Genomic DNA, 20,071 nt, shown 5'->3' on the forward strand with positions numbered 1-20,071 from the left:
GCCGTGGACGTCCACGGCCCGGTGCACCACGGAGCGGATCACGGCGTTGAGTCCGGGGCAGTCGCCGCCGCTGGTCATGACACCGATGCGCATCGCCAGAGCTCCTGCTCGCCGTCCCGGGGGCCCTAATTCGGGCATACCACCCCAGACATACCTGAAAGGCTCTGGATCCCCTAAGCCGACCCGCCGTCCCGACGCCCGACCTGCTGCCGTCCGTCCCGCCGCCCGTCCGGTCCGCGCTCAGCCGGAGAAGTGGTCCCAGCCCCCGGCCCGGTCCCAGGGTGCGCCGTCGACGGTCACCGCCGCGGTACGGCCGGGCCGCACGCTGGACACCCTGCCCACCACCCGCCAGCGGGCCGGCAGCGCGGTCTCCGCCGGGAAGCAGGCCACGATGGCGTGGTCCTCGCCGCCGGAGAGCACCCACACCAGCGGGTCCACACCCACCGCCTGCCCGATGTCGGCCATCTGCGCGGGGACGTCGAAGTCCGCGGCGCGCAGGTCGATGTCCACCCCGCTGGCCGCGGCGACATGTCCCAGGTCGGCCACCAGTCCGTCGCTGACGTCGATCATGGCGGTGGCGCCCAGATCGGCGGCCGCCGGGCCGGCGTGGTACGGGGGCTCCGGCCGCCGGTGGGCCTCCACGAAGGCGCGCGGCGAGCGGAAGCCCCGCGAGAGGACCGTGTAACCGGCCGCGGACCAGCCCAGCCAGCCGGTGACCGCGACCACGTCGCCGGGCCGGGCACCGGACCTGGTGACCGGGCGGCGGCCCTGGAGGTCGCCCAGCGCGGTGATCGCCACCGTCACCGCGTCCCCGCGCACCACGTCGCCGCCGACCACCGCCGCCCCCGCCACCTTGCACTCGTCGCGCAGGCCGTCCATCAGCTCGGTGGCCCAGGTGGCGGGCAGGTCCGCGGGGACCACCAGGCCCAGCAGCAGCGCCGTGGGCACCGCACCCATGGCTGCGATGTCGGCGAGGTTCTGGGCCGCGGACTTGCGGCCCACGTCGTACGCGGTGGACCAGTCGCGCCGGAAGTGGCGTCCCTCCAGCAGCACATCGGTGGTGGCCACCACCCGCCCGTCGGCGGCCCGCACCACGGCGGCGTCGTCCCCGGGCCCGAGGTCGACGGCTGCGTGGGGGGGCAGCCGGGCGGTCAGCTCCCGGATGAGTCCGAACTCTCCGAGCTCGCCCACGGTGCCCTGCATCGGCCGTCCTTCCCCTTGTCTGGGGGCCATCGCTGTCCGATGGTTGTCGGTGCCCCACCGCGCAGCGTAGTCCCCAGCCGTCGACGCGGGTCTCCCCGCCGGGCCGCGCCGCACGGTAGCGTGGCGTCGGACGATGAGGCGATCTCCACACCGACCGCCGGGAGGCCCCCCGTGGTGCAGGCATACATCCTGATCCAGACAGAGGTCGGCAAGGCGTCGGCCGTGGCCGGGGCCATCTCGGACGTCCCCGGCGTGATCCAGGCCGAGGACGTCACCGGCCCCTATGACGTGATCGTGCGGGCGCAGGCCGAGACCGTGGACGAGCTGGGCCGTCTGGTGGTCGCCCGGATCCAGCAGGTGGAGGGGATCACCAGGACCCTGACCTGCCCGGTGGTCCACCTCTAGGCCCCTCCTATGATCGGTCGGTGACCGTAATCGCCGCCCGTCCCCGGCCGCTCGCCGGCGGTGGCATGCCCCGCCGCATGCTGCTGCTCACGGCGCTGCTCTGCGCACTGCTGGTGGCCGGCTTCCTGTGGTGGCGCTCCGACCCCCGGGTCACGCCCCCCGTACCGGACGCCCGCGGCGCAGCCGTCTGCCGGGCGCTGGACCGGGCGCTGCCGCAGTCGCTGCAGGGCACCGCGCGCCGCGACCCGCAGCCGGCGTCGCCGTTCACCGCGGCCTGGGCCAGTGCTCCCCGTACCGTGCTGAGCTGCGGCGGACCGGTGCCGGAGGCACTGGAGCACCCGGACGCCTCGCAGCAGGGCGGCACGGTCAACGGGGTGGACTGGCTGACCGAGAGTCTCGGTGACGGCGGCTACCGCTTCACCACCATCGAGCGCCGCGCCACCGTACAGGTCACGGTCCCCGCCGGGGCGTACCCCCATGCGTCGGATGTGCTGCCCGGCATCTCCGACGCGGTGGCGAGGACCGATCCCTCCCGCTTCACCCAGTGATCCGCCGCGGGGCGGCTCAGCGAAGCCCGGTGGAGCGGCTCAGCGCCGCCCTGAGCAGCCGGTCGATCAGCTCGGGGTAGGGCACCCCGGTGGCCTCCCACATCTTGGGGTAGGCCGAGATGGGGGTGAAGCCCGGCATGGTGTTGATCTCGTTGACCACCCAGCCGCCGTCCTCCAGCAGGAAGAAGTCCACCCGCGCCAGGCCCTCGCAGCCGAGCGCCTCGAAGGCGCGCACGGCGAGCCGCTGCAGTTCGGCGGTCTCCTCGCCGCTCAGCCGGGCGGGGATCTCCACCTCGGAGGCGTCGATGTACTTGGCTTCGAAGTCGTAGAACTCGAAGTCGCCGTCGACCTTGATCTCGGACGGCAGGCTGGCCCGCGGGCCGTCCTCGAACTCCAGCACACCGCACTCGATCTCGCGGCCGCGCAGCCCCTCCTCCACGATGACCTTGGGGTCGTGGCGTCGGGCCTCCTCGATCGCGGCGTCCAGCTCGGCCAGGTCCTTGACCTTGGTGATGCCCATGCTGGAACCGGCCCGGCAGGGCTTCACAAAGACCGGCAGCTGCAGCTCGGCGATCCGCTCCCGGGCGGCGGCACGGCCGGCCTCGGTCTCCCAGTCGCGGGGGCGCACCACGGTGTACGGGCCCACCGCGAGCCCGAAGGAGGTGAGCACCCGCTTGGTGTACTCCTTGTCCATGCCGACCGCGCTGGCCAGCACCCCGGAGCCCACATAGGGGACGCCGGAGAGCTCCAGCAGGCCCTGCAGGGTCCCGTCCTCCCCCCAGGGTCCGTGCAGCAGCGGCAGCACCACGTCGACCTCGCCCAGGGCCTTGGGGACGGCACCCGGCTCGTTCCAGACGACCTCCCGGGAGGCGGAGCTGACCGGCAGCACCACCTGTCCCTCGGCCGACTCGGCGACCTGCTCCACGCTGGGCAGCCGGCCGTCGGTGATGGCCATCCTGGATGACTCGTCGCTGGTCAGGGCCCAGCGGCCGTCATGGGTGATACCGATCGGCAGGACGTCGTAGACCGTCCGGTCGATGGCGCGCAGCACACTGCCGGCGGTGGACACCGAGATCGCGTGCTCGGAGCTGCGGCCGCCGAAGACGATGGCGACACGGGGCTTGCGCCCGGAGGTGCGGCCCTCCGGAAGGTTCTGGGAGGTCGGTTCGTAGCTCATATCGGGCCGAGACTACCGTGCGGTCCGGCGACTGTCGTCCGGGCGTGCGAGCGGACGGGCGCGGCGGCAGCCGTTCGGCCCCCTGCGGACGGCGAGGCGGTCGGCAGGCTCAGCGCTCGGCCTTGGCCGAGCGGGACATCAGCTCCTTGAGCACCAGACGGATCGGCTTGCCGTTGTGGACCACGTCCACCACCGCCTCGGTGATCGGCATCTCCACCCCGAGGCGGCCCGCCAGGTCGAGCACCGACTCGCAGGACTTGACGCCCTCGGCCGTCTGGCTGGTGGCGGCGACCGTCTCCTCCAGGGTCATGCCGCGGCCCAGGTTGATGCCGAAGGTGTGGTTGCGGGAGAGCGGCGACGAACAGGTGGCGACCAGGTCGCCCATGCCGGCGAGGCCGGCGAAGGTGTGCGGGTCGGCGCCCATCGCCAGTCCCAGCCGGGTGGTCTCGGCCAGGCCCCGGGTGATCAGCGACGCCTTGCTGTTGTCCCCCAGGCCCATGCCCTCGGCCATGCCGACGGCGAGCGCGATGACGTTCTTCACCGCGCCGCCCAGCTCGCAGCCGACCACATCGGTGATGGTGTACGGGCGGAAGTAGCCGGTGTGGCAGGCGGACTGGAGGCGCCTGGCGACCTCCTCGTCGGCGCAGGCCACCACGCTGGCGGCCGGCTGCCGGTTGGCGATCTCCGGCGCGAGGTTGGGTCCGCTGACGACGGCGACGCGCCCCGGGTCGGCCCCCGAGACCTCCGCGATCACCTCGCTCATCCGCATCGCGGTGCCGAGTTCGATGCCCTTCATCAGGCTGACCAGGACGGTGTCCGCAGGCAGCAGGGGCGTCCAGGCCGCCAGGTTGCCGCGCAGCGTCTGCGAGGGCACCGCCAGCACCGCGAAGGCTGCGCCGTCCGCCGCGGCCGCGGCGTCGGTGGTGGCCGTGACCCCGGACGGCAGCTCCACGCCGGGCAGGTAGTCGGGGTTGGTGCGGGTGCGGTTGATCGCCTCGGCGAGTTCCGGACGGCGGCCCCAGAGGGCGACGTCGCAGCCGGCGTCGGCCAGCACCATGGCGAACGCGGTGCCCCAGGAGCCACTGCCGAAGACCGCGCAGCGCGTCACTTGGTGGTCTCCTCGGCGGCGTCCGCTGCCTCCACCGCGGCCGGCTGCCGCCCCGCGGGACGTGCCGCCTCCGCCTCCGCGGCCCGCTCGGCGCGCCGCTGCCGGGCGCTGCGCCGCAGGTCGAAGCGGACCTCGGGGGCCTTCTCCCCGCGGATCTCCGCGAGCAGCGCGGTGATGGCGGCCATGATGTCCTCGGTGGCGTCGCGCAGCACCTCGGCGGTGAGCTCCCTGCCCTGGTACCTGCTCAGGTCCACGGGCGGTCCGGCCACCACGGTCACCCGGTGCCGCGGGAAGGGGCGGAAACGCCGCCGTCCACGGCCGCCCTTGGCGTACGGCGGCACGATCTCCTGGGCGCCCCACTGGGCCACCGGGATCACCGGCGCACCGGTCATCAGCGCGATCCGCGCCGCGCCGCTCTTGCCGGTCATCGGCCACATGTCGGGGTCGCGGGTGAGGGTGCCCTCGGGATAGACGGCGACGCACTCGCCCTTGTCCACCGCGGCGACGGCCGCCCGGAAGGCGTGTGCGGCGTCGGTGGACTCACGGAAGACCGGGATCTGGCCGGTGTTGCGCAGCAGCATGCTGACCACCGGGATCGCGAAGAGTCCCGACTTGGCGAGGAACCGCGGCGGGCGGCCGCTGTTGTACTGGTAGTGCGCGTACGTCAGCGGGTCCAGGTACGAGATGTGGTTGACGGCGGTGATGAAGCCGCCCTCGGCCGGCATGTGCTCCCAACCGCTCCACTCCCGCTTGACCAGCAGGGCGAGCGGGGGCTTCGCGATCGCAGCCACCAAGCGGTACCAGAAGCCGTAATGGGCGTTAGAGCGGCGGGCCACCCCAGGTCCTCCTCTGCCGGCGCGGCCCCGTGCGGGCCGCGGATCGCTGTGCCGTTCCCCCGATCTGCCCGAATTCGGCCCGGGAGGAAACCTTCACCTGCCTGGTGGCGGCGGCCGGACAAGTGTGTCCCGCTGCTTCGCCGGCTGTCGAGAAACCGCCGCCCACGACCGGGTGCACGTGACGAAACGCACGTCCCGAGGGCCCTCGGCCGGGTCAAACGACCGCCCGGCGGTACCAGAATGGCGCCGATGAACCAGGACACCGTACGCCCCTGCGCCGCGGCCGGCTGCGTTCCCCCCGCCGACTGGGCCCTGGTGCTGCCGCTGAAGCCGCTGGCGACGGCCAAGAGCCGGCTCGGCGCCTACGCCGGGGAGCTGCGCGGCGAACTGGCGCTGGCCTTCGCCCGGGACACGGTGGCGGCTGCGCTCGCGTGCGCGGCGGTCGCCCGGGTTTTGGTGGTGACCGACGACCCGCTGGCCGGGGCCGTGCTGTCGGCCGCCGGCGCCCTGGTGGTGCCGGACCGGCCGGCCCGTGGGCTCAACGCTGCGCTGGTCCATGGTGCGGAGGTGGCCCGGGAGCTGCATCCGGACGCCCCGGTGGCCGCGCTCTCCGCCGATCTGCCGGCGCTGCGCGCACCGGAGCTGGCCCATGCGCTGGCGCGGGTGCCCTCGGGGGGACGGGCGTTGGTCCCGGACACCCCGGGGGTGGGGACCACGCTGCTGGCGGCGGCTCCCGGAGTGGCGCTGAGGCCTGCCTTCGGGGGTGCGTCCCGGGAGCGTCACCGGGCCTCGGGTGCACGGGAGATCACCGGCGCGGACCTCCGGTCGCTGCGGCGGGACGTGGACACCGGCGAGGACCTCCTGGAGGCACTGGCCCTGGGGGTGGGCCCGCACACCGCCGCGGTCGCCGGTTCACTGGCGGCCCTGAGGGGCTAGACCCCGAGGGGGCGAGGCCGGTGCCGCGACCGGGCGGGCACCGCCTAGGCTGACCCCATGCAGGCCACGGCTTTCACGTACTCGCCCGACACCCGGTCCGGTTCGGTGCTGCTCGACGACGGGACGCCGGTGCCCTTCGACGCGGCGGCCTTCGACGCCGGGGGCCTGCGGCTGCTGCGCCCCGGCCAGCGGGTGCGCATCCGTACCGAGGGCGAGGGCGAGGCACGGCGGGTGGTCTTTCTCACCCTGCAGACCTTCGACGACCCCGGGGCCTGAGCCGGCCGTCGGCACCTGGGCCGCACACGGCGAAGCCGCAGGCGTCCGGGGGTTCCGGGGTGGGCCTGCGGCTTCCGTCGGGTCGCGGCGGGGGGCGGCGGTCAGCCGGATGACGCCGCGACCTTGCGGGTGACCGCCTTGCGCGAGGCGGTCTTTCGGGCGGACGCGGTCTTCTTGGCCGCGGGCGCGGTCTTCTTCGCCGCCGTCTTCTTGGTGGTGGTCTTCTTCGCCGCAGCGGTGGTCTTCTTGGCCGCGGAGGTGGTCTTCTTCGCGGCTGCGGCGGCCTTCTTGACGGCGGCCTTCTTCGCCGCGGTGGCCTTCTTCGCGGTCGGCGCCGCGGTCTTCTTCGCAGCGGCGCCGGTGGTGGCTGCGGCGGTGGCGGCGGTCTTCCTGGCCGCGGTGCGCTTCGCCGGACGGGCGGCGGCCGCGGGCTCCGCGGCGGCCCCGGCGGCGGTGCGCTTGGCGGCCGCGCGCTTCACCGCGGCGGTGGTCCCGGCCTTGCCTGGCGTGAGGGAGCCCTTGGGCGCCTTCTTCACCGACGGGCCTTCCTTGGGCAGCTTCTTGCTGCCGCTCACCAGGTCCTTGAATCCCTGACCGGGGCGGAACCGGGGGACGGAGGTCTTCTTGACCTTGACCTTCTCCCCGGTCTGCGGGTTGCGGGCGAACCGTGCGGAGCGGTCCACCTTCTCGAACGTGCCGAAGCCGGTGACCGAGACCCGGTCTCCTGCCACAACGGCCCGCACGATGGTGTCGAGCACAGCATCCACTGCCTCGGCGGCGGCCCTACGACCACCGAGCTGCTCGGCCACCGCTTCGACAAGCTGTGCCTTGTTCACGTCTTCCCCTTCGGAAACCGGCACGCCGATGAATCCACCAGCGCAATTCGCACGTTAGGCATCTATATACGGTCTGGCAATTACCAAACGGGCGAATCACCCTAGTGTCGCAATGGATTTGTGCATCAGCGACCCGGCGGCGGGGGCAGCCGTCCGGCCTCCAGATCGGCCACGATGCGCCTCAACCTCCGCGCTGCGGCCGGGAGATCCCGCTTCGCCGACTCCGTGACCGCCAGCAGCCGCCGCACCAGCGCGACCCGGTGCTCCTCGGACACGTTCAGCGCATGCACGCGCGCATGGGCCTGCTTCAACCGCTCGGCCACGACGGCGTAGAGCGCGGCCTCCTGAGGGCCGCTCTCGCCGCCCTCACTTGGGGTTTCGCGACGCCGGTCCATGGCTCGATTGTGCCAGCCGGACGCCGGAAAGGCCGACGGCCCACCGCCTCGCCGGAGCGTGGCAGCGGGCCGTCCGCCTGCGGGGTCTGCGGTCAGGCGACCGGCAGCGTACGCGGCTTGAAGGACGGGCGGGCCGCCTCGTAGGCCGCGATGTCGTCCTCGTGCTGCAGCGTGAGGCTGATGTCGTCCAGCCCGTTCAGCAGCCGCCAGCGGACGTTCTCGTCCAGCTCGAAGTCGGCGGTGACGCCCTCGGCGCGGACCTGCCGAGCCTCCAGGTCGACGGTGATCTCCGCGGCCGGGTCGGCCTCGACGAGCTCCTGCAGCCGCTCCACGGTCTCCTGCGGCAGGATCACCGTCAGCAGGCCGTTCTTCAGCGAGTTGCCGCGGAAGATGTCGGCGAAGCGGGAGGAGATCACGGCCTTGAAGCCGTAGTTCTGCAGTGCCCAGACGGCGTGCTCACGGGAGGAGCCGGTGCCGAACTCGGGGCCGGCCACCAGGACCGAGGCGCCCTGCCGCTCGGGGCGGTTGAGCACGAACTCCGGGTCCTTGCGCCAGGCCTCGAAGAGGCCGTCCTCAAAGCCGTTGCGGGTGACCTTCTTCAGCCAGTGCGCGGGGATGATCTGGTCGGTGTCGACATTGCTGCGGCGCAGCGGGACGGCCCGGCCGGTGTGGGCGGTGAACTTCTCCATCAGGCTCAGGCCTCCACAAAGGTGCGGTCGTTCAGGTCGGCCGGCGCGGCCAGGTGGCCCAGGACCGCGGTGGCCGCGGCCACCTGCGGCGAGACCAGGTGGGTACGGCCGCCCTTGCCCTGCCGCCCCTCGAAGTTGCGGTTGGAGGTGGAGGCGCAGCGCTCACCGGGAGCCAGCTGGTCCGGGTTCATCCCCAGGCACATCGAGCAACCCGCGTGGCGCCACTCGGCACCGGCCGCGGTGAAGACCTTGTCCAGGCCCTCCTCGACCGCCTGCAGGGCGACCCGCACCGAGCCGGGGACGACCAGCATCCGTACGCCGTCGGCGACTTTGCGGCCCTCCAGGATCGCTGCGGCGGCTCGCAGGTCCTCGATCCGGCCGTTGGTGCAGGAGCCGACGAAGACGGCGTCCACCGGGACCTCGCGCAGCGGGGTGCCGGCGGTGAGGCCCATGTACTTCAGGGCGTTCTCCGCGGCGGTGCGCTCGGAGGGGTCGGCGAAGGACGCCGGGTCCGGCACCGAGGAGCCCAGCGGGGCGCCCTGGCCGGGGTTGGTGCCCCAGGTGACGAACGGGGTCAGCTCGGTCGCGTCGATGTAGACCTCGTGGTCGAAGACCGCGTCCTCGTCGGTGGCCAGGGTCCGCCAGTACTCCACGGCGGCGTCCCAGTCCGCCCCCTGGGGGGCGTGCGGGCGCCCCTTGAGGTAGGCGAAGGTGGTCTCGTCGGGGGCGATCATGCCCGCCCTCGCGCCCGCCTCGATGGACATGTTGCAGATGGTCATCCGCGCTTCCATCGAGAGGTTGCGGATGGCCGAGCCGCGGTACTCCAGCACATAGCCCTGGCCGCCGCCGGTGCCGATCCGGGCGATGATGGCCAGGATGAGGTCCTTGGCGGTGACGCCCTCGGGCAGTTCACCTTCGACAGTGATCGCCATGGTCCGGAAGGGGGCCAGCGGCAGCGTCTGGGTGGCCAGCACATGCTCGACCTGGCTGGTGCCGATGCCGAAGGCCAGCGCCCCGAAGGCACCGTGGGTCGAGGTGTGGCTGTCGCCGCAGACCACGGTGGTGCCGGGCTGGGTCAGGCCCAGCTGCGGGCCGACCACGTGGACGACGCCCTGCTCGACGTCGCCGAGCGAGTGGATGCGGACGCCGAACTCCTCGGCGTTGCGGCGCAGCGTCTCCAGCTGGGTGCGGGACACCGGGTCGGCGATGGGCTTGTCGATGTCGAGGGTGGGCGTGTTGTGGTCCTCGGTCGCGATCGTGAGATCGGTACGGCGGACCTTGCGCCCGGCCAGCCTGAGGCCGTCGAAGGCCTGCGGGCTGGTGACCTCGTGCAGCAGGTGCAGATCGATGAAGAGGAGGTCGGGCTCGCCATCGGCGCGCCGGACGACGTGGTCGTCCCAGACCTTCTCCGCGAGTGTCCGTCCCATCGCTTTCCCTCCGACCGGCCGCACTGCCGGCCTGTTCGTGTGGCGTGACCGCCCCGTACGCCCTGCCTGTTTGACGGGCGCTTCCCGGGCTGTCCCTCCAAGAGTGACGGAGATCCCGGAGAATTGAACTTGCGTCTCGCGATCTGAGACTGCAATATCAGGGCATGGACAACTCTAGCGGCGTCGGCGTTCTCGACAAGGCCGCTCTGGTGCTGAGCGCTCTGGAGTCGGGCCCCGCCACCCTGGCCGGACTCGTCGCCGCCACCGGACTGGCACGACCCACCGCGCACCGCCTGGCGGTAGCGCTCGAGCACCACCGCCTGGTCACCCGTGACATGCAGGGGCGCTTCATCCTCGGCCCGCGGCTCGCCGAGCTGGCCGCGGCCGCCGGCGAGGACCGCCTGCTGGCCACCGCCGGGCCGGTGCTCACGCATCTGCGCGACGTCACCGGCGAGAGCGCGCAGCTCTATCGCCGGCAGGGCGACATGCGGATCTGCGTGGCCGCGGCCGAGCGGCTCTCCGGCCTGCGGGACACCGTCCCGGTGGGCTCCACGCTGCCGATGAAGGCCGGCTCGGCCGCCCAGGTGCTGCTGGCCTGGGAGGAGCCCGAGCGGCTGCACCGCGGTCTGCAGGGCGCACGCTTCACCGCCACCGCGCTCTCCGGCGTACGCCGCCGCGGCTGGGCCCAGTCCATCGGCGAGCGCGAGCCGGGCGTGGCGTCGGTCTCCGCGCCCGTACGCGGCCCGTCCAACCGGGTGGTGGCCGCCGTCTCCGTCTCCGGCCCCATCGAGCGCCTGACGCGCCACCCCGGCCGGCTCCACGCCCAGGCCATCATCGAGGCCGCCAACCGGCTCACCGACGCGCTGCGTCGCGGCTGACCGCACGTCCACGGCCCCGGTACCCGCCGCTGCGGGCGCCGGGGCCGACCCGTCTCCCGGGGCCGGCCGGGGACGCGCGGGACGCGCGAAGGCCCCCGGCTGCTGCCGGGGGCCTTGCGCTGATGACCAGCGAAAACTCTCGCTGGGGTACCAGGACTCGAACCTAGACTAACGGAGCCAGAATCCGTCGGGCTGCCAATTACCCCATACCCCATCAGTACCCCCGACCGGATTCGAACCGGCGCTACTGCCTTGAGAGGGCAGCGTGCTAGGCCGCTACACAACGGGGGCGGGCCTGGTTGGTACCCCCGACCGGATTCGAACCGGCGCTACTGCCTTGAGAGGGCAGCGTGCTAGGCCGCTACACAACGGGGGCGGGAACCAGGTCCCCCGCTCCGGACGAACCGGAGCGGAAGTTTCAAGCGTACCCCCGACCGGATTCGAACCGGCGCTACTGCCTTGAGAGGGCAGCGTGCTAGGCCGCTACACAACGGGGGCTTGATCTTGAGGTGGAGCTCCCATGGCCCGGCCCTCCGACAATCGGAGGGCCGTGGCCAGCGAGAACTCTCGCTGGGGTACCAGGACTCGAACCTAGACTAACGGAGCCAGAATCCGTCGGGCTGCCAATTACCCCATACCCCATCGCTTCGCTCCCCTGCGGGAGCTTCGCTTGGCTTGCGCGCCCTGCTGGTCTGTCCCTTTCGGGCCTTCCCGGGCGGCGCAGGAAGAACATTACCCGATGCCTTGGGCGGCTCCCAAATCGATACTCGTCAGCCGACGACCCGCTGGAGCAGCGCAGGCAGCTCGGCGAGCCCTCCGATCCGGTGCACGCCCTCCGGCGTGTCGCCACCCGCACCGCCGCGATCCAGCCAGATGCCGTGCAGTCCGGCGTCACGGGCCCCCAGCGCGTCCAGGTCGAGGCGGTCCCCCACATAGGCCACCTGGTGCGGGGGCAGGCCGAGCGCCTCGCAGGCCGCCGCGAACGCCCGCGGGTCGGGCTTGGCGAAGCCCAGCTCCGCCGAGCACAGCAGGCAGGAGAAGCGGTCACGTAGTCCCAGCCGCCGCAGCTTGCGCTCCTGATGGACCACGGAGGAGTTGGAGAGCACCCCGTGCGCCAGCGACCCGTCCAGTGCGTCCAGCGCCTCCAGGGCCGGCAGCACGTCGGGGAAGGCCCGCCAGGCCGCTTCATAGGCCCGTACATAGCCGGCGAACCAGGCGTCGGCCCGGTCGTCGGGCAGGTCGGGGGCATCCAGGAAGCGGCGGGCGCGCTCCCGCCGGTGCTCCAGGAAGGTGAGCTCGCCCGCGACGAACCGGGCGTACACCTCCTCCATCACCTGCCGCCACCGGCCGAGGGCCTGCTCGTCCGCGAGCAGGCCCTCGTCGGTCAGATGCCGCAGGATGCCGGCGCGCTCGGCGCCGGCGTAGTCGAAGAGCGTGTCGTCGACGTCCCAGAGGACTCCCGCGAGCGCCATGGGTCAGCCGGCGGCGGGGACCAGGTCGAGCGCGGCCCGCATGCGGCGCAGCGTCTCCTCGCGGCCCAGCAGCTCCATCGACTCGAAGAGCGGCGGGGAGACCCGGCGCCCCGTCACGGCGACCCGCAGCGGGGTGAAGGCGAACTTGGGCTTGATGCCCAGCCCCTCCACCAGGGCCTCGCGCAGCGCGGCCTGGATCGGCTCCGGGGTGAAGTCGGCCAGCCCCTCCAGCGCCTTGACGCCGGCCTCCAGTACGGGCCGGGCGTCGGCGGTGAGGACCTTCTCCGCGTCGGCGGGGTCGACGGCGAAGTCCGCCGGGGAGGCGAAGAGGAAGCCCAGCATCCCCACCACCTCGCCCAGCACGGTCATCCGCTCCTGGGTCAGCGGCGCCGCCCTGCGCAGCAGTTCCAGCTGTCCGGCGGCCGGCTCGGCGGGCAGCAGCCCGGCGGACTGCAGGAACGGCACCAGACGGTCGGCGAACTCCTCCGCCGGGAGCTCCCGCAGGTGGTGGGCGTTGATGGCCTCGGCCTTCTTCAGGTCGAAGCGGGCCGGGTTGGCGTTGACCTTGGCGATGTCGAAGGCGGCGACCATCTCCTCCATGGAGAAGAGGTCGCGGTCCTCGGCGAGCGACCAGCCCAGCAGGGCAAGGTAGTTGAGCAGGCCCTCGGGCAGGAAGCCGCGCTCGCGGTAGAGGTTGAGCGAGGCCTGCGGGTCGCGCTTGGAGAGCTTCTTGTTGCCCTCGCCCATCACATACGGCAGATGGCCGAAGTGCGGGGCGGTGCCGCTGCCGACGCCGATCTCCCCCAGGGCCGCGTAGAGCGCGATCTGACGGGGCGTCGAGGAGAGCAGGTCCTCGCCGCGCAGCACGTGGGTGATGCCCATCAGTGCGTCGTCGACCGGGTTGACCAGGGTGTACAGCGGTGCGCCGTTGGCCCGCACGATGCCGTAGTCGGGCACGTGCTCCGGCTCGAAGGACAGCTCGCCGCGCACCAGGTCGTGGAAGGCGATGGTGGTGTCCGGCATCCGGAAGCGCAGGATCGGCTCCCGGCCCTCGGCCCGGTAGTCGGCCCGCTGCTCGGCGGTGAGGTCGCGGCAGTGGCCGTCGTAGCCGGAGGGGCGGCCGGCGGCGCGGGCCGCCTCGCGCCGGGTGTCCAGCTCCTCGGTGGTGCAGAAGCACTCGTAGGCGTGGCCGGCCTCGTGCAGCCTGCGGGCGACGTCCGCATAGACGTCCATCCGCTGGGACTGCCGGTACGGCTGGTGCGGACCGCCGACCTCGGGGCCCTCGTCCCAGTCGAAGCCGAGCCAGCGCATGGCCTCCAGCAGCTGCTGGTACGACTCCTCCGAGTCGCGGGCCGCGTCCGTGTCCTCGATCCGGAAGACCAGGGTGCCGCCGTGGTGCCGGGCGAAGGCCCAGTTGAACAGGGCGGTGCGGACCAGGCCGACATGCGGGTTGCCGGTCGGGGAGGGGCAGAAGCGGACCCGGACCGGGGTGTCCGTGTCCGAGGGGGTGTTAGCCACGCTTGATCACCTTGTTGGCGAGAGTGCCGATGCCTTCGATGGAGACGGCGACCTCGTCGCCGACGTTCAGGGGTCCGACACCCGCGGGGGTGCCGGTGAGGATGATGTCGCCCGGGAGCAGCGTCATCGCCTCGGAGATGTGGACGACCAGGTCCGCCACCGAGCGGACCATCTGGGAGGTGCGGCCCGCCTGCCTCAGCTCGCCGTTGACGGTGCAGGTGACCGCGAGGTCGGCGGGGTCGAGGTCGGTCTCGATCCACGGCCCCAGCGGGCAGGAGGTGTCGAACCCCTTGGCCCTGGCCCACTGGCCCTCGCGCTGCTGCACGTCGCGGGCGGTCACGTCGTTGGCGCAGGTGTAGCCGAAGACCACCTCCGGCACCCGTTCGGCCGGCACCTCCCGGCACATCCGGCCGATGACCACGGCCAGCTCCGCCTCGTACTGGACGTCCGAGGAGAAGGGCGGGTAGGCGATCGACTCGGTGGGGCCGATCACTGCGGTGGAGGGCTTGAAGAAGGTCAACGGGACATCGGGCACCGCGTTGCCCAGCTCGGCGGCGTGGGCTGCGTAGTTCCGGCCCACCGCCACGATCTTGCTGGGCAGCATCGGGGTGAGCAGCCGGACGTCGGCGAGCCGATGGGTCTCACCGGTCGGCTGCGGAGGGCCGAAGGGGTGGCCGGCCAGGGCGTGCACGACGAGGGTGTCGGGCCGTTCGGCCTGCCCCTCGACCACGCCGAAGGAGACGTTCCCGTCGATGGAGAATCGGGCGATGCGCACGGTGTGCCGGGCTCCTCGGGTTCGACGGCTGATCGTCCTCCCAGGCTATCGCGGCCTTCCCGACCGCAGCGCGCCCATATATAGCGGACAGACGAACCGGGGCGCGCGACGCCGGGAACGGCGCAGGGGGCGCCGCAGCCGCCGTGCGGCGGTCCGCGGCGCCCCCTGGGCGCGCTGTTCGAAAGGGCCCGTGCGGGCGGTGACGCTCAGGACTCCCGGCCGGGCACCTGCATCAGGATGGTGCGGCGGGGGTTGGCGGTGCTCGCCGGCAGCGGCCGCACCTCGGGCTCGTCGGCGGCCTGGGCCGGCAGTACCTCGAAGCCCTCGACCGACGCCAGCGTGGTACGGCGCGGGTTGGCCGTGGGGCGGAAGCTCATCGTCGTCTTCATGGGCACGCGTGATACCAACCTTGTCATGGATCCGGCAGCGTTCATCGGGTGTCAGGGCCCGTCGAACGGGGCAGTACTCCGGGAGACGTCGCCTGCAACCGGCGCCGCTCCTGTCCCACGGGTCCCTGCACGTGGCCAGAGTAGAGATCTCTTTCCACAGCCGCCGTGAGCGAGGCTACACGGCAGGCTGTGATTTTGGTCACAATTTGATTACCCAAAGCGACATTTCGGGCATTCAATCACGGTTTGATTTTCCGACAATCCGGATCCATCAGACATGTCGCCCGAGGCCTGTCACGCAGGTCGCATAAGCTCGTCCTGCCGCGTGTCCGAAAGATGCGGTATTCCAGCGGCCCCGTCGCACACTCTGTGAAGAATGATGCGCGAAGCGTAGTCGCCTCGAACACACAGCGTCGCCCCTTGTTGGAGATCCCCCGCTGTGCTGGAATTCCACGGACCGCCGGAGGCGAACCCTCCGGAGCGCTGAGCAGCGCAGGGGCCGAAACGGCGGCTCCGGGCAGACCCGGACGATCCGGGGTTGCGGATTCGAACTCGACACCGTCCCGCCGCGGCAGCGCGGGGGACGCCTGGTCCAGAGGTTGCGACGCTAGTGCAGGGACGTTTCAAGAGGGGTGGCGGCGCCGCGGGTGACCCGGAGGAGCGCGAGCCCGCCGCCGCCTCCCAGCAGGCAGGCCCCAAGGCCGTTCCGGGAGCCCCGGGCGCGCGCGGAACAGCCGCCGACACAGCACCTGACGGGGACGGCGGCGAGCAGAGCCGCCGGGCGCGCACCCGAGCGCGCCTCGATCGCGCGAACGCCCGGCGCAAGGCCACCGGCCTGCGCCGTTTCGCGCTCCGCAACTGGCGGATCCGGACCAGACTGATCGCGCTGCTGACGCTGCCCGTGATTGCCGCCCTGGTCCTCGGTGGACTGCGTATCCAGACATCGCTGCAGAACGCCCGCGACCTGGACCAGATGGCCGGACTGGCGACCCTCGCCAGCAAGGCCACCGCAGCCGCCGACGCGATCCAGACCGAGCGCGACATCAGCGCCGGCCCGTTCATCCAGGGTCACCGCAGCGACGACGACGTGCTTCAGGCGCGCAAGGAGAGCGACACGCTCTACCGGTCGTACATGGCCTCGGCATCGGAGTTCGAGCAGCTGGACCTTCCCGGCGCCAACGCGCTGCTCACCCAGATCCAGTCCGACGCCAACACCCTTGCCACCCTGCGTGACACGGCCTACAAGCAGCCGGACAACCTGCAGTCCACCATCACCGGGTACGACGCGGTCATCAAGAGCCTGATCGCCATCTCCCAGGACATGGCGCTCAGCTCCAGCAACCCGCAGCTGATCGAGTCCACCCGTGCGCTGGAGCAGTTCTCCCTCGCCAAGGAGGACGTCTCCATGCAGCGGGCGCTGATCAGCGCCGGCTTCGCCCACCCCAAGCCCCACCTGAGCAGCAGTGACGAGACCTTCGGCGCCTCGCTGAGCAGCAACGTCACCAGCTCCATCAACACCTTCACCGCGATCTACGGCACCAGCAAGGCGCGCGCCCAGCTGGCCCCGCTGCAGTTCAACGCGGAGATCAAGATCGCCGACCGTATCTCCGACCAGGTGCTGCAGACCGGCGGCATCGGCCAGGTCGCGAACATGTCGTACCTGCAGTGGTACAACACCTCCAGCGCCAAGATCAGTGCGATGCACAAGATCGAGACCGTGCTGCTGGAGGAGATGCAGGGCCAGGCGGCCAACCTCCGCTCCCAGGCGCAGACCGACGCCATCGTCAACGGTGTGCTGATCGCCCTGGTGCTGCTGGTCGCGGTCGCCGGTGCGGCCCTGGTGGCCCGCTCCATGGTCCGCTCGCTGACCCGACTGCAGGAGTCCGCCGAGGACGTCGCCGAGCGCCGTCTGCCCGAGCTGGTCAAGACGCTCTCCGAGGCCGATCCGCAGGATGTGGACGTCACCGTGGAGCGGGTGGGCCTGGACAGCACCGACGAGATCGGGCACGTGGCCCACGCGTTCGACATGGTGCACAGCGAGGCCGTCCGGCTCGCCGCCGAGCAGGCCCTGCTGCGAGGCAACATCAACGCGATGTTCACCAACCTCTCCCGTCGCAGCCAGGGTCTGATCCAGCGTCAGCTGTCGCTGATCTCCGAGCTGGAGAGTCGCGAGGCCGACCCCGACCAGCTCGCCAGCCTCTTCAAGCTGGACCACCTGGCGACCCGTATGCGCCGTAACGGTGAGAACCTGCTGGTTCTCGCGGGTGAGGACCCGGGCCGCCGCTGGACCCGCCCCGTCCCGCTGGTCGACGTGCTGCGCGCCGCCGCCTCCGAGGTGGAGCAGTACGAGCGCATCGAGCTGGCCTCGGTGCCGTCGGCGGACGTCGCCGGCCGCGTCGTCAACGACCTCGTCCACCTGCTCGCAGAGCTGCTGGAGAACGCCACCTCCTTCTCCAGCCCGCAGACCCGGGTGCGGGTCACCGGCCACGCGCTGCCGGACGGGCGGGTGCTGGTGGAGATCCACGACACCGGCATCGGCCTCTCCCCCGACGACCTGGCCGACATCAACGAGCGGCTGGCCAACCCGCCGGTCGTGGACGTCTCGGTCTCCCGCCGCATGGGTCTCTTCGTGGTCGGCCGGCTGTCCCTGCGGCACGGCATCCGGATCCAGCTGCGCCCCAGCGACTCCGGCGGCACCACGGCCCTGGTCATGCTGCCCGTGGACGTCACCAACGCCTCCGACCGCCGTGGCGGCGGTCGCGGCGGCGCCGGCGCCCCCGGCGGCCCGCAGCGCTCCACCGGCCCGACCCCGCGTCAGCGCGCGGTGCCCGGCGCGGACGCCCCCGCGGCCGCGCTCGGCCAGGGCGGCCGTCCGCAGATCGGCGCCGGCCGCGGGCAGGGCGGTCCCGGACAGGCGCCGTCGGGTCTGCCGACCCGCGGCGGTGCGCAGGCCCCGCTGCCGCCGGCCGGTCCCGGCCGCGGCCCCCGTCCCGGTTCCGACTCCGGCCGCCGCCCGCAGGGCCCCGGCCAGCGCCCGCAGCAGCCCGCGCCCAGTGCCGAGCTGCCGACCGGCGAGTCCGTGTGGAACTCGGAGCGCACCCAGCACAACACCCCCGGTCCCGACCCGCGCGGCCCCCAGGGCCCGCAGCACGGCGGTCGCGGCCCGCAGCGGTCCCGGCAGGACGCGGAGCGCCGTCCTGGTGGCTTCGCCCCCCAGCCGACCGGCTCGTTCCAGGCGACCGGCTCCTTCCAGGGGGCGCCCGCGGACGCCATGGACAGCACCGTGCAGTTCGCCCGGCCGCACTACGAGGCCGAGATCGACCCGCACGACCCGCTGGGCATGGGCCCCGTGCCGCCCGCCCCGCAGCCCCCGGCGCCGCAGCCGCCGGCGCCCGTCCACTCCCAGCAGGGCTACCCGCAGCAGGCACCGCAGGCCGAGCGCCCCGCGGTCCAGGCCTCGCAGCCCATGGCTCTGCCGCCGGCGGCGGAGGCGGACCCGCTGACCCGTCCGATGAGCGCCGAAGCGGTGCAGCAGTCGGCCGGGGACGGCGGATCGCCGATCTTCGAGGCGATGGAGTCCAACTGGTTCCGCACCGGAGCGGCCGGCCGGATGCGCGCCGTCCATGTGAACCAGGAGCGTCCGGCTGCCCCGCAGCCGTCCCAGCCCCAGTACCAGGAGCCGGGCCAGGGCGCCCAGCGTCCCGCCGCGGCCCCGCGGCAGCGGGCGGCCGACACCCCGCGGCCGGCCGCAGGCCGGGCACCGCAGCGCCCCCTCGCCGAGGAGGCTGCCGACGCGCCGTGGCGTACGTCGGCGAACGACGAGCGCTGGCGGCGCGCGGAGCAGGTGCGCGAGCCGGCGTCGGACGGGATCACCCCGTCCGGCCTGCCTCGCCGCGTCCCGCGGGCGAACCTCGTGGCCGGCACCGCGGAGCAGGCACCGCTGGGAGGCCCCCAGGTCTCCCGGGCCCCCGAGGAGGTGCGCGGCCGGCTCACCAACCTGCGCCGCGGTATCCAGCAGGGGCGCCGCGCCGGATCCGACGGCCAGCAGGGCAGGTCCGGCGGTTACCCGAACACCGGGTCCGGCCCATTCGGCAACGGCGCCTTCGGGCCCGACCATCAGGAGCGTTGACAGTGAGCCAGCTGAGCCAGGCGGCGAACAACCTGAACTGGTTGATCACCAACTTCGTGGACAACACCCCCGGGGTGTCGCACACGGTGGTGGTCTCCGCCGACGGACTCCTCCTTGCCATGTCCGACGGCTTCCCCCGCGACCGGGCCGACCAGCTCGCCGCGGTGGCCTCCGGACTGACCTCGCTGACGTCCGGCGCGTCCCGGATCTTCGAGGGCGGCAGTGTCAACCAGACCGTGGTCGAGATGGAGCGGGGCTTCCTGTTCCTGATGGCCATCTCCGACGGCTCCTCGCTGGCGGTGCTGGCCTCCCCCGACTCCGACATCGGCCTCGTCGGCTACGAGATGGCGCTGCTGGTGGACCGCGCCGGCGATGTGCTCACCCCGGCACTGCGTGCGGAACTGCAGGGCAGCCTGCTGCACTAGACCCCTCACAGACCCGGTGGCGGGGCCGTCCCGCCCCGCCGCCGGGAGAACCACCCCGCTGACAGGGACCGTCATCCGCTGCAGCGCAAGGAGGATTCATGACCCCGCCCCCCGGCACAGCCGGCCCGTATGGACACGGGTACGGCAGTGGCTACGGTGACCAGCAGTCAGGCGGCTACGAGCAGCAGCAGCCACTGGTGCGCCCCTATGCGATGACCGGTGGCCGCACCCGGCCGAGGTACCAGCTCGCAATCGAAGCGCTGATCTCCACCACCGCAGCAGCCGGCCGGCAGGGCGGCCTGCTCCCCGAGCACCAGCGCATCGTGCACCTCTGCCGCGACATCAAGTCGGTGGCTGAGATCTCCGCACTGCTGGCCATGCCGCTGGGTGTGGCGCGCATCCTCGTCGCCGACCTCGCCGAAGCCGGCCTGGTCGCGATCCACCAGCCGGCCGCAGCCTCGGGCGAGGCCGGCGGACAGCCCGATGTGACACTGCTCGAAAGGGTGCTCAGTGGACTTCGCAAGCTCTAGGCCCGCCGAGTCGGGCTTCGGAGGCTCCGCGACCCGCGCCACCACCTCCGCGAAGATCGTCGTGGCGGGTGGCTTCGGTGTCGGCAAGACCACCCTCGTCGGCGCGGTCTCCGAGATCA

21 protein-coding genes, 5 tRNA genes and 1 pseudogene are annotated in these 20,071 nt (G+C 72.5%); 9 read left to right on the forward strand and 18 right to left on the reverse strand.

What is annotated here, in order from left to right; all coding sequences use genetic code 11:
* Together AOK09_RS38770 and AOK09_RS03280 are read right to left on the reverse strand one after the other, a co-directional pair.
* Positions 1-93 (reverse strand): 6-phosphofructokinase (locus AOK09_RS38770; protein WP_157875782.1); only part of this gene is annotated, 93 nt, incomplete at its 3' end.
* A gap of 147 nt (positions 94-240) precedes the next feature.
* Complete coding sequence (locus tag AOK09_RS03280; RefSeq protein WP_055585573.1) at positions 241-1,203, reverse strand: thiamine-phosphate kinase; 963 nt, start codon at positions 1,201-1,203, stop codon at positions 241-243.
* 171 nt (positions 1,204-1,374) lie between these two features.
* Between AOK09_RS03280 and AOK09_RS03285 the strand changes: the two genes are divergently transcribed.
* Together AOK09_RS03285 and AOK09_RS03290 are read left to right on the forward strand one after the other, a co-directional pair.
* Positions 1,375-1,608 carry an Lrp/AsnC family transcriptional regulator gene (locus AOK09_RS03285; protein ID WP_055585574.1) on the forward strand — a complete coding sequence of 78 codons (234 nt, stop codon included), beginning with the start codon at positions 1,375-1,377 and terminating at the stop codon, positions 1,606-1,608.
* Positions 1,609-1,628: 20 nt separating this feature from the next.
* Positions 1,629-2,156, forward strand: coding sequence for a DUF3515 family protein (locus tag AOK09_RS03290; protein WP_157875783.1), 528 nt, complete (start codon positions 1,629-1,631; stop codon positions 2,154-2,156).
* 16 nt (positions 2,157-2,172) lie between these two features.
* On the opposite strand, the gene AOK09_RS03295 is transcribed toward AOK09_RS03290, so the two are convergent.
* The 3 genes from AOK09_RS03295 to AOK09_RS03305 form a co-directional block, all read right to left on the reverse strand.
* On the reverse strand, positions 2,173-3,333 hold the full coding sequence (locus tag AOK09_RS03295; RefSeq protein WP_055585576.1) for a D-alanine--D-alanine ligase family protein: 1,161 nt from the start codon (positions 3,331-3,333) through the stop codon (positions 2,173-2,175).
* 109 nt (positions 3,334-3,442) lie between these two features.
* Positions 3,443-4,441: an NAD(P)H-dependent glycerol-3-phosphate dehydrogenase gene (locus AOK09_RS03300; RefSeq protein WP_055585577.1), complete on the reverse strand. Its 999-nt coding sequence runs from the start codon at positions 4,439-4,441 to the stop codon at positions 3,443-3,445.
* Complete coding sequence (locus AOK09_RS03305; protein WP_055585578.1) at positions 4,438-5,277, reverse strand: lysophospholipid acyltransferase family protein; 840 nt, start codon at positions 5,275-5,277, stop codon at positions 4,438-4,440. Before AOK09_RS03305 ends, AOK09_RS03300 begins: the two co-directional genes overlap by 4 nt.
* Positions 5,278-5,526: 249 nt before the next feature.
* Here AOK09_RS03305 and cofC point away from each other — a divergent pair, with 249 nt between their 5' ends.
* Positions 5,527-6,213, forward strand: a complete 687-nt coding sequence (gene cofC / locus AOK09_RS03310) for a 2-phospho-L-lactate guanylyltransferase (RefSeq protein WP_055585579.1) — start codon at positions 5,527-5,529, stop codon at positions 6,211-6,213.
* 57 nt (positions 6,214-6,270) lie between these two features.
* Positions 6,271-6,489 carry a hypothetical protein gene (locus AOK09_RS03315; RefSeq protein WP_055585580.1) on the forward strand — a complete coding sequence of 73 codons (219 nt, stop codon included), beginning with the start codon at positions 6,271-6,273 and terminating at the stop codon, positions 6,487-6,489.
* Positions 6,490-6,590: 101 nt separating this feature from the next.
* On the opposite strand, the gene AOK09_RS03320 is transcribed toward AOK09_RS03315, so the two are convergent.
* From AOK09_RS03320 to leuC, 4 genes are all read right to left on the reverse strand, one after another.
* The gene (locus tag AOK09_RS03320) at positions 6,591-7,325 is read right to left on the reverse strand and encodes an HU family DNA-binding protein (protein ID WP_055585581.1); all 735 of its coding nucleotides are present in this window, start codon (positions 7,323-7,325) and stop codon (positions 6,591-6,593) included.
* A 125-nt stretch (positions 7,326-7,450) separates the two neighbouring features.
* On the reverse strand, positions 7,451-7,720 hold the full coding sequence (locus AOK09_RS03325; protein WP_055585582.1) for an SCO5555 family protein: 270 nt from the start codon (positions 7,718-7,720) through the stop codon (positions 7,451-7,453).
* Between the two features lie 92 nt (positions 7,721-7,812).
* On the reverse strand, positions 7,813-8,409 hold the full coding sequence (gene leuD, locus AOK09_RS03330) for a 3-isopropylmalate dehydratase small subunit (RefSeq protein ID WP_055585583.1): 597 nt from the start codon (positions 8,407-8,409) through the stop codon (positions 7,813-7,815).
* A 5-nt stretch (positions 8,410-8,414) separates the two neighbouring features.
* The gene (gene leuC, locus AOK09_RS03335) at positions 8,415-9,836 is read right to left on the reverse strand and encodes a 3-isopropylmalate dehydratase large subunit (RefSeq protein ID WP_055585584.1); all 1,422 of its coding nucleotides are present in this window, start codon (positions 9,834-9,836) and stop codon (positions 8,415-8,417) included.
* A 164-nt stretch (positions 9,837-10,000) separates the two neighbouring features.
* On the opposite strand from leuC, the gene ndgR reads away from it, so the two are divergent.
* Complete coding sequence (gene ndgR, locus AOK09_RS03340) at positions 10,001-10,714, forward strand: IclR family transcriptional regulator NdgR (protein ID WP_055585585.1); 714 nt, start codon at positions 10,001-10,003, stop codon at positions 10,712-10,714.
* Positions 10,715-10,856: 142 nt separating this feature from the next.
* Here the strand turns inward: ndgR and AOK09_RS03345 are convergent.
* From AOK09_RS03345 to AOK09_RS03385, 9 genes are all read right to left on the reverse strand, one after another.
* Positions 10,857-10,928: transfer RNA gene (locus tag AOK09_RS03345), tRNA-Gln, on the reverse strand.
* A gap of 4 nt (positions 10,929-10,932) precedes the next feature.
* Positions 10,933-11,005, reverse strand: a tRNA-Glu gene (locus AOK09_RS03350).
* A 9-nt stretch (positions 11,006-11,014) separates the two neighbouring features.
* Positions 11,015-11,090, reverse strand: a tRNA-Glu gene (locus AOK09_RS03355).
* A gap of 49 nt (positions 11,091-11,139) precedes the next feature.
* Positions 11,140-11,212: transfer RNA gene (locus tag AOK09_RS03360), tRNA-Glu, on the reverse strand.
* 72 nt (positions 11,213-11,284) lie between these two features.
* Positions 11,285-11,356: transfer RNA gene (locus AOK09_RS03365), tRNA-Gln, on the reverse strand.
* A 128-nt stretch (positions 11,357-11,484) separates the two neighbouring features.
* Positions 11,485-12,186: an HAD family hydrolase gene (locus tag AOK09_RS03370; protein WP_055585586.1), complete on the reverse strand. Its 702-nt coding sequence runs from the start codon at positions 12,184-12,186 to the stop codon at positions 11,485-11,487.
* 3 nt (positions 12,187-12,189) lie between these two features.
* Positions 12,190-13,704 carry a glutamate--tRNA ligase gene (gene gltX / locus AOK09_RS03375; protein ID WP_055585587.1) on the reverse strand — a complete coding sequence of 505 codons (1,515 nt, stop codon included), beginning with the start codon at positions 13,702-13,704 and terminating at the stop codon, positions 12,190-12,192.
* The gene (locus AOK09_RS03380) at positions 13,697-14,479 is read right to left on the reverse strand and encodes a fumarylacetoacetate hydrolase family protein (RefSeq protein ID WP_055585588.1); all 783 of its coding nucleotides are present in this window, start codon (positions 14,477-14,479) and stop codon (positions 13,697-13,699) included. The genes gltX and AOK09_RS03380 overlap by 8 nt, the downstream gene beginning before the upstream one ends.
* A gap of 206 nt (positions 14,480-14,685) precedes the next feature.
* Positions 14,686-14,868 (reverse strand): hypothetical protein, encoded by a 183-nt coding sequence (locus AOK09_RS03385; protein WP_055585589.1) that lies wholly within the window; start codon positions 14,866-14,868, stop codon positions 14,686-14,688.
* A 610-nt stretch (positions 14,869-15,478) separates the two neighbouring features.
* Here AOK09_RS03385 and AOK09_RS03390 point away from each other — a divergent pair.
* The 4 genes and pseudogenes from AOK09_RS03390 to AOK09_RS03405 all read left to right on the forward strand — a co-directional run.
* Positions 15,479-18,997, forward strand: coding sequence for a nitrate- and nitrite sensing domain-containing protein (locus AOK09_RS03390; protein ID WP_063795819.1), 3,519 nt, complete (start codon positions 15,479-15,481; stop codon positions 18,995-18,997).
* A gap of 11 nt (positions 18,998-19,008) precedes the next feature.
* Positions 19,009-19,422: a roadblock/LC7 domain-containing protein gene (locus tag AOK09_RS03395; protein ID WP_055585591.1), complete on the forward strand. Its 414-nt coding sequence runs from the start codon at positions 19,009-19,011 to the stop codon at positions 19,420-19,422.
* A gap of 98 nt (positions 19,423-19,520) precedes the next feature.
* On the forward strand, positions 19,521-19,952 hold the full coding sequence (locus tag AOK09_RS03400; RefSeq protein WP_055585590.1) for a DUF742 domain-containing protein: 432 nt from the start codon (positions 19,521-19,523) through the stop codon (positions 19,950-19,952).
* Positions 19,933-20,071: pseudogene (locus AOK09_RS03405) on the forward strand (ATP/GTP-binding protein); the annotation flags it as partial. The gene AOK09_RS03400 and the pseudogene AOK09_RS03405, both read left to right, overlap by 20 nt.

Origin of the sequence: Peterkaempfera griseoplana (genome assembly GCF_001418575.1) — a bacterium.
GTDB classification, from domain to species: Bacteria; Actinomycetota; Actinomycetes; order Streptomycetales; family Streptomycetaceae; genus Peterkaempfera; species Peterkaempfera griseoplana.

Bases quoted from the DNA above. Each gene is read 5' to 3' on its own strand.
- AOK09_RS03295 (WP_055585576.1), bottom strand. From the start codon at position 3,333: ATGAGCTACGAACCGACCTCCCAGAACCTTCCGGAGGGCCGCACCTCC.
- leuD (WP_055585583.1), bottom strand. From the start codon at position 8,409: ATGGAGAAGTTCACCGCCCACACCGGCCGGGCCGTCCCGCTGCGCCGC.
- AOK09_RS03280 (WP_055585573.1), bottom strand. From the start codon at position 1,203: ATGCAGGGCACCGTGGGCGAGCTCGGAGAGTTCGGACTCATCCGGGAG.
- AOK09_RS03370 (WP_055585586.1), bottom strand. From the start codon at position 12,186: ATGGCGCTCGCGGGAGTCCTCTGGGACGTCGACGACACGCTCTTCGAC.
- cofC (WP_055585579.1), top strand. From the start codon at position 5,527: ATGAACCAGGACACCGTACGCCCCTGCGCCGCGGCCGGCTGCGTTCCC.
- AOK09_RS03325 (WP_055585582.1), bottom strand. From the start codon at position 7,720: ATGGACCGGCGTCGCGAAACCCCAAGTGAGGGCGGCGAGAGCGGCCCT.
- leuC (WP_055585584.1), bottom strand. From the start codon at position 9,836: ATGGGACGGACACTCGCGGAGAAGGTCTGGGACGACCACGTCGTCCGG.
- AOK09_RS03400 (WP_055585590.1), top strand. From the start codon at position 19,521: ATGACCCCGCCCCCCGGCACAGCCGGCCCGTATGGACACGGGTACGGC.
- AOK09_RS03385 (WP_055585589.1), bottom strand. From the start codon at position 14,868: ATGAAGACGACGATGAGCTTCCGCCCCACGGCCAACCCGCGCCGTACC.
- ndgR (WP_055585585.1), top strand. From the start codon at position 10,001: ATGGACAACTCTAGCGGCGTCGGCGTTCTCGACAAGGCCGCTCTGGTG.
- AOK09_RS03315 (WP_055585580.1), top strand. From the start codon at position 6,271: ATGCAGGCCACGGCTTTCACGTACTCGCCCGACACCCGGTCCGGTTCG.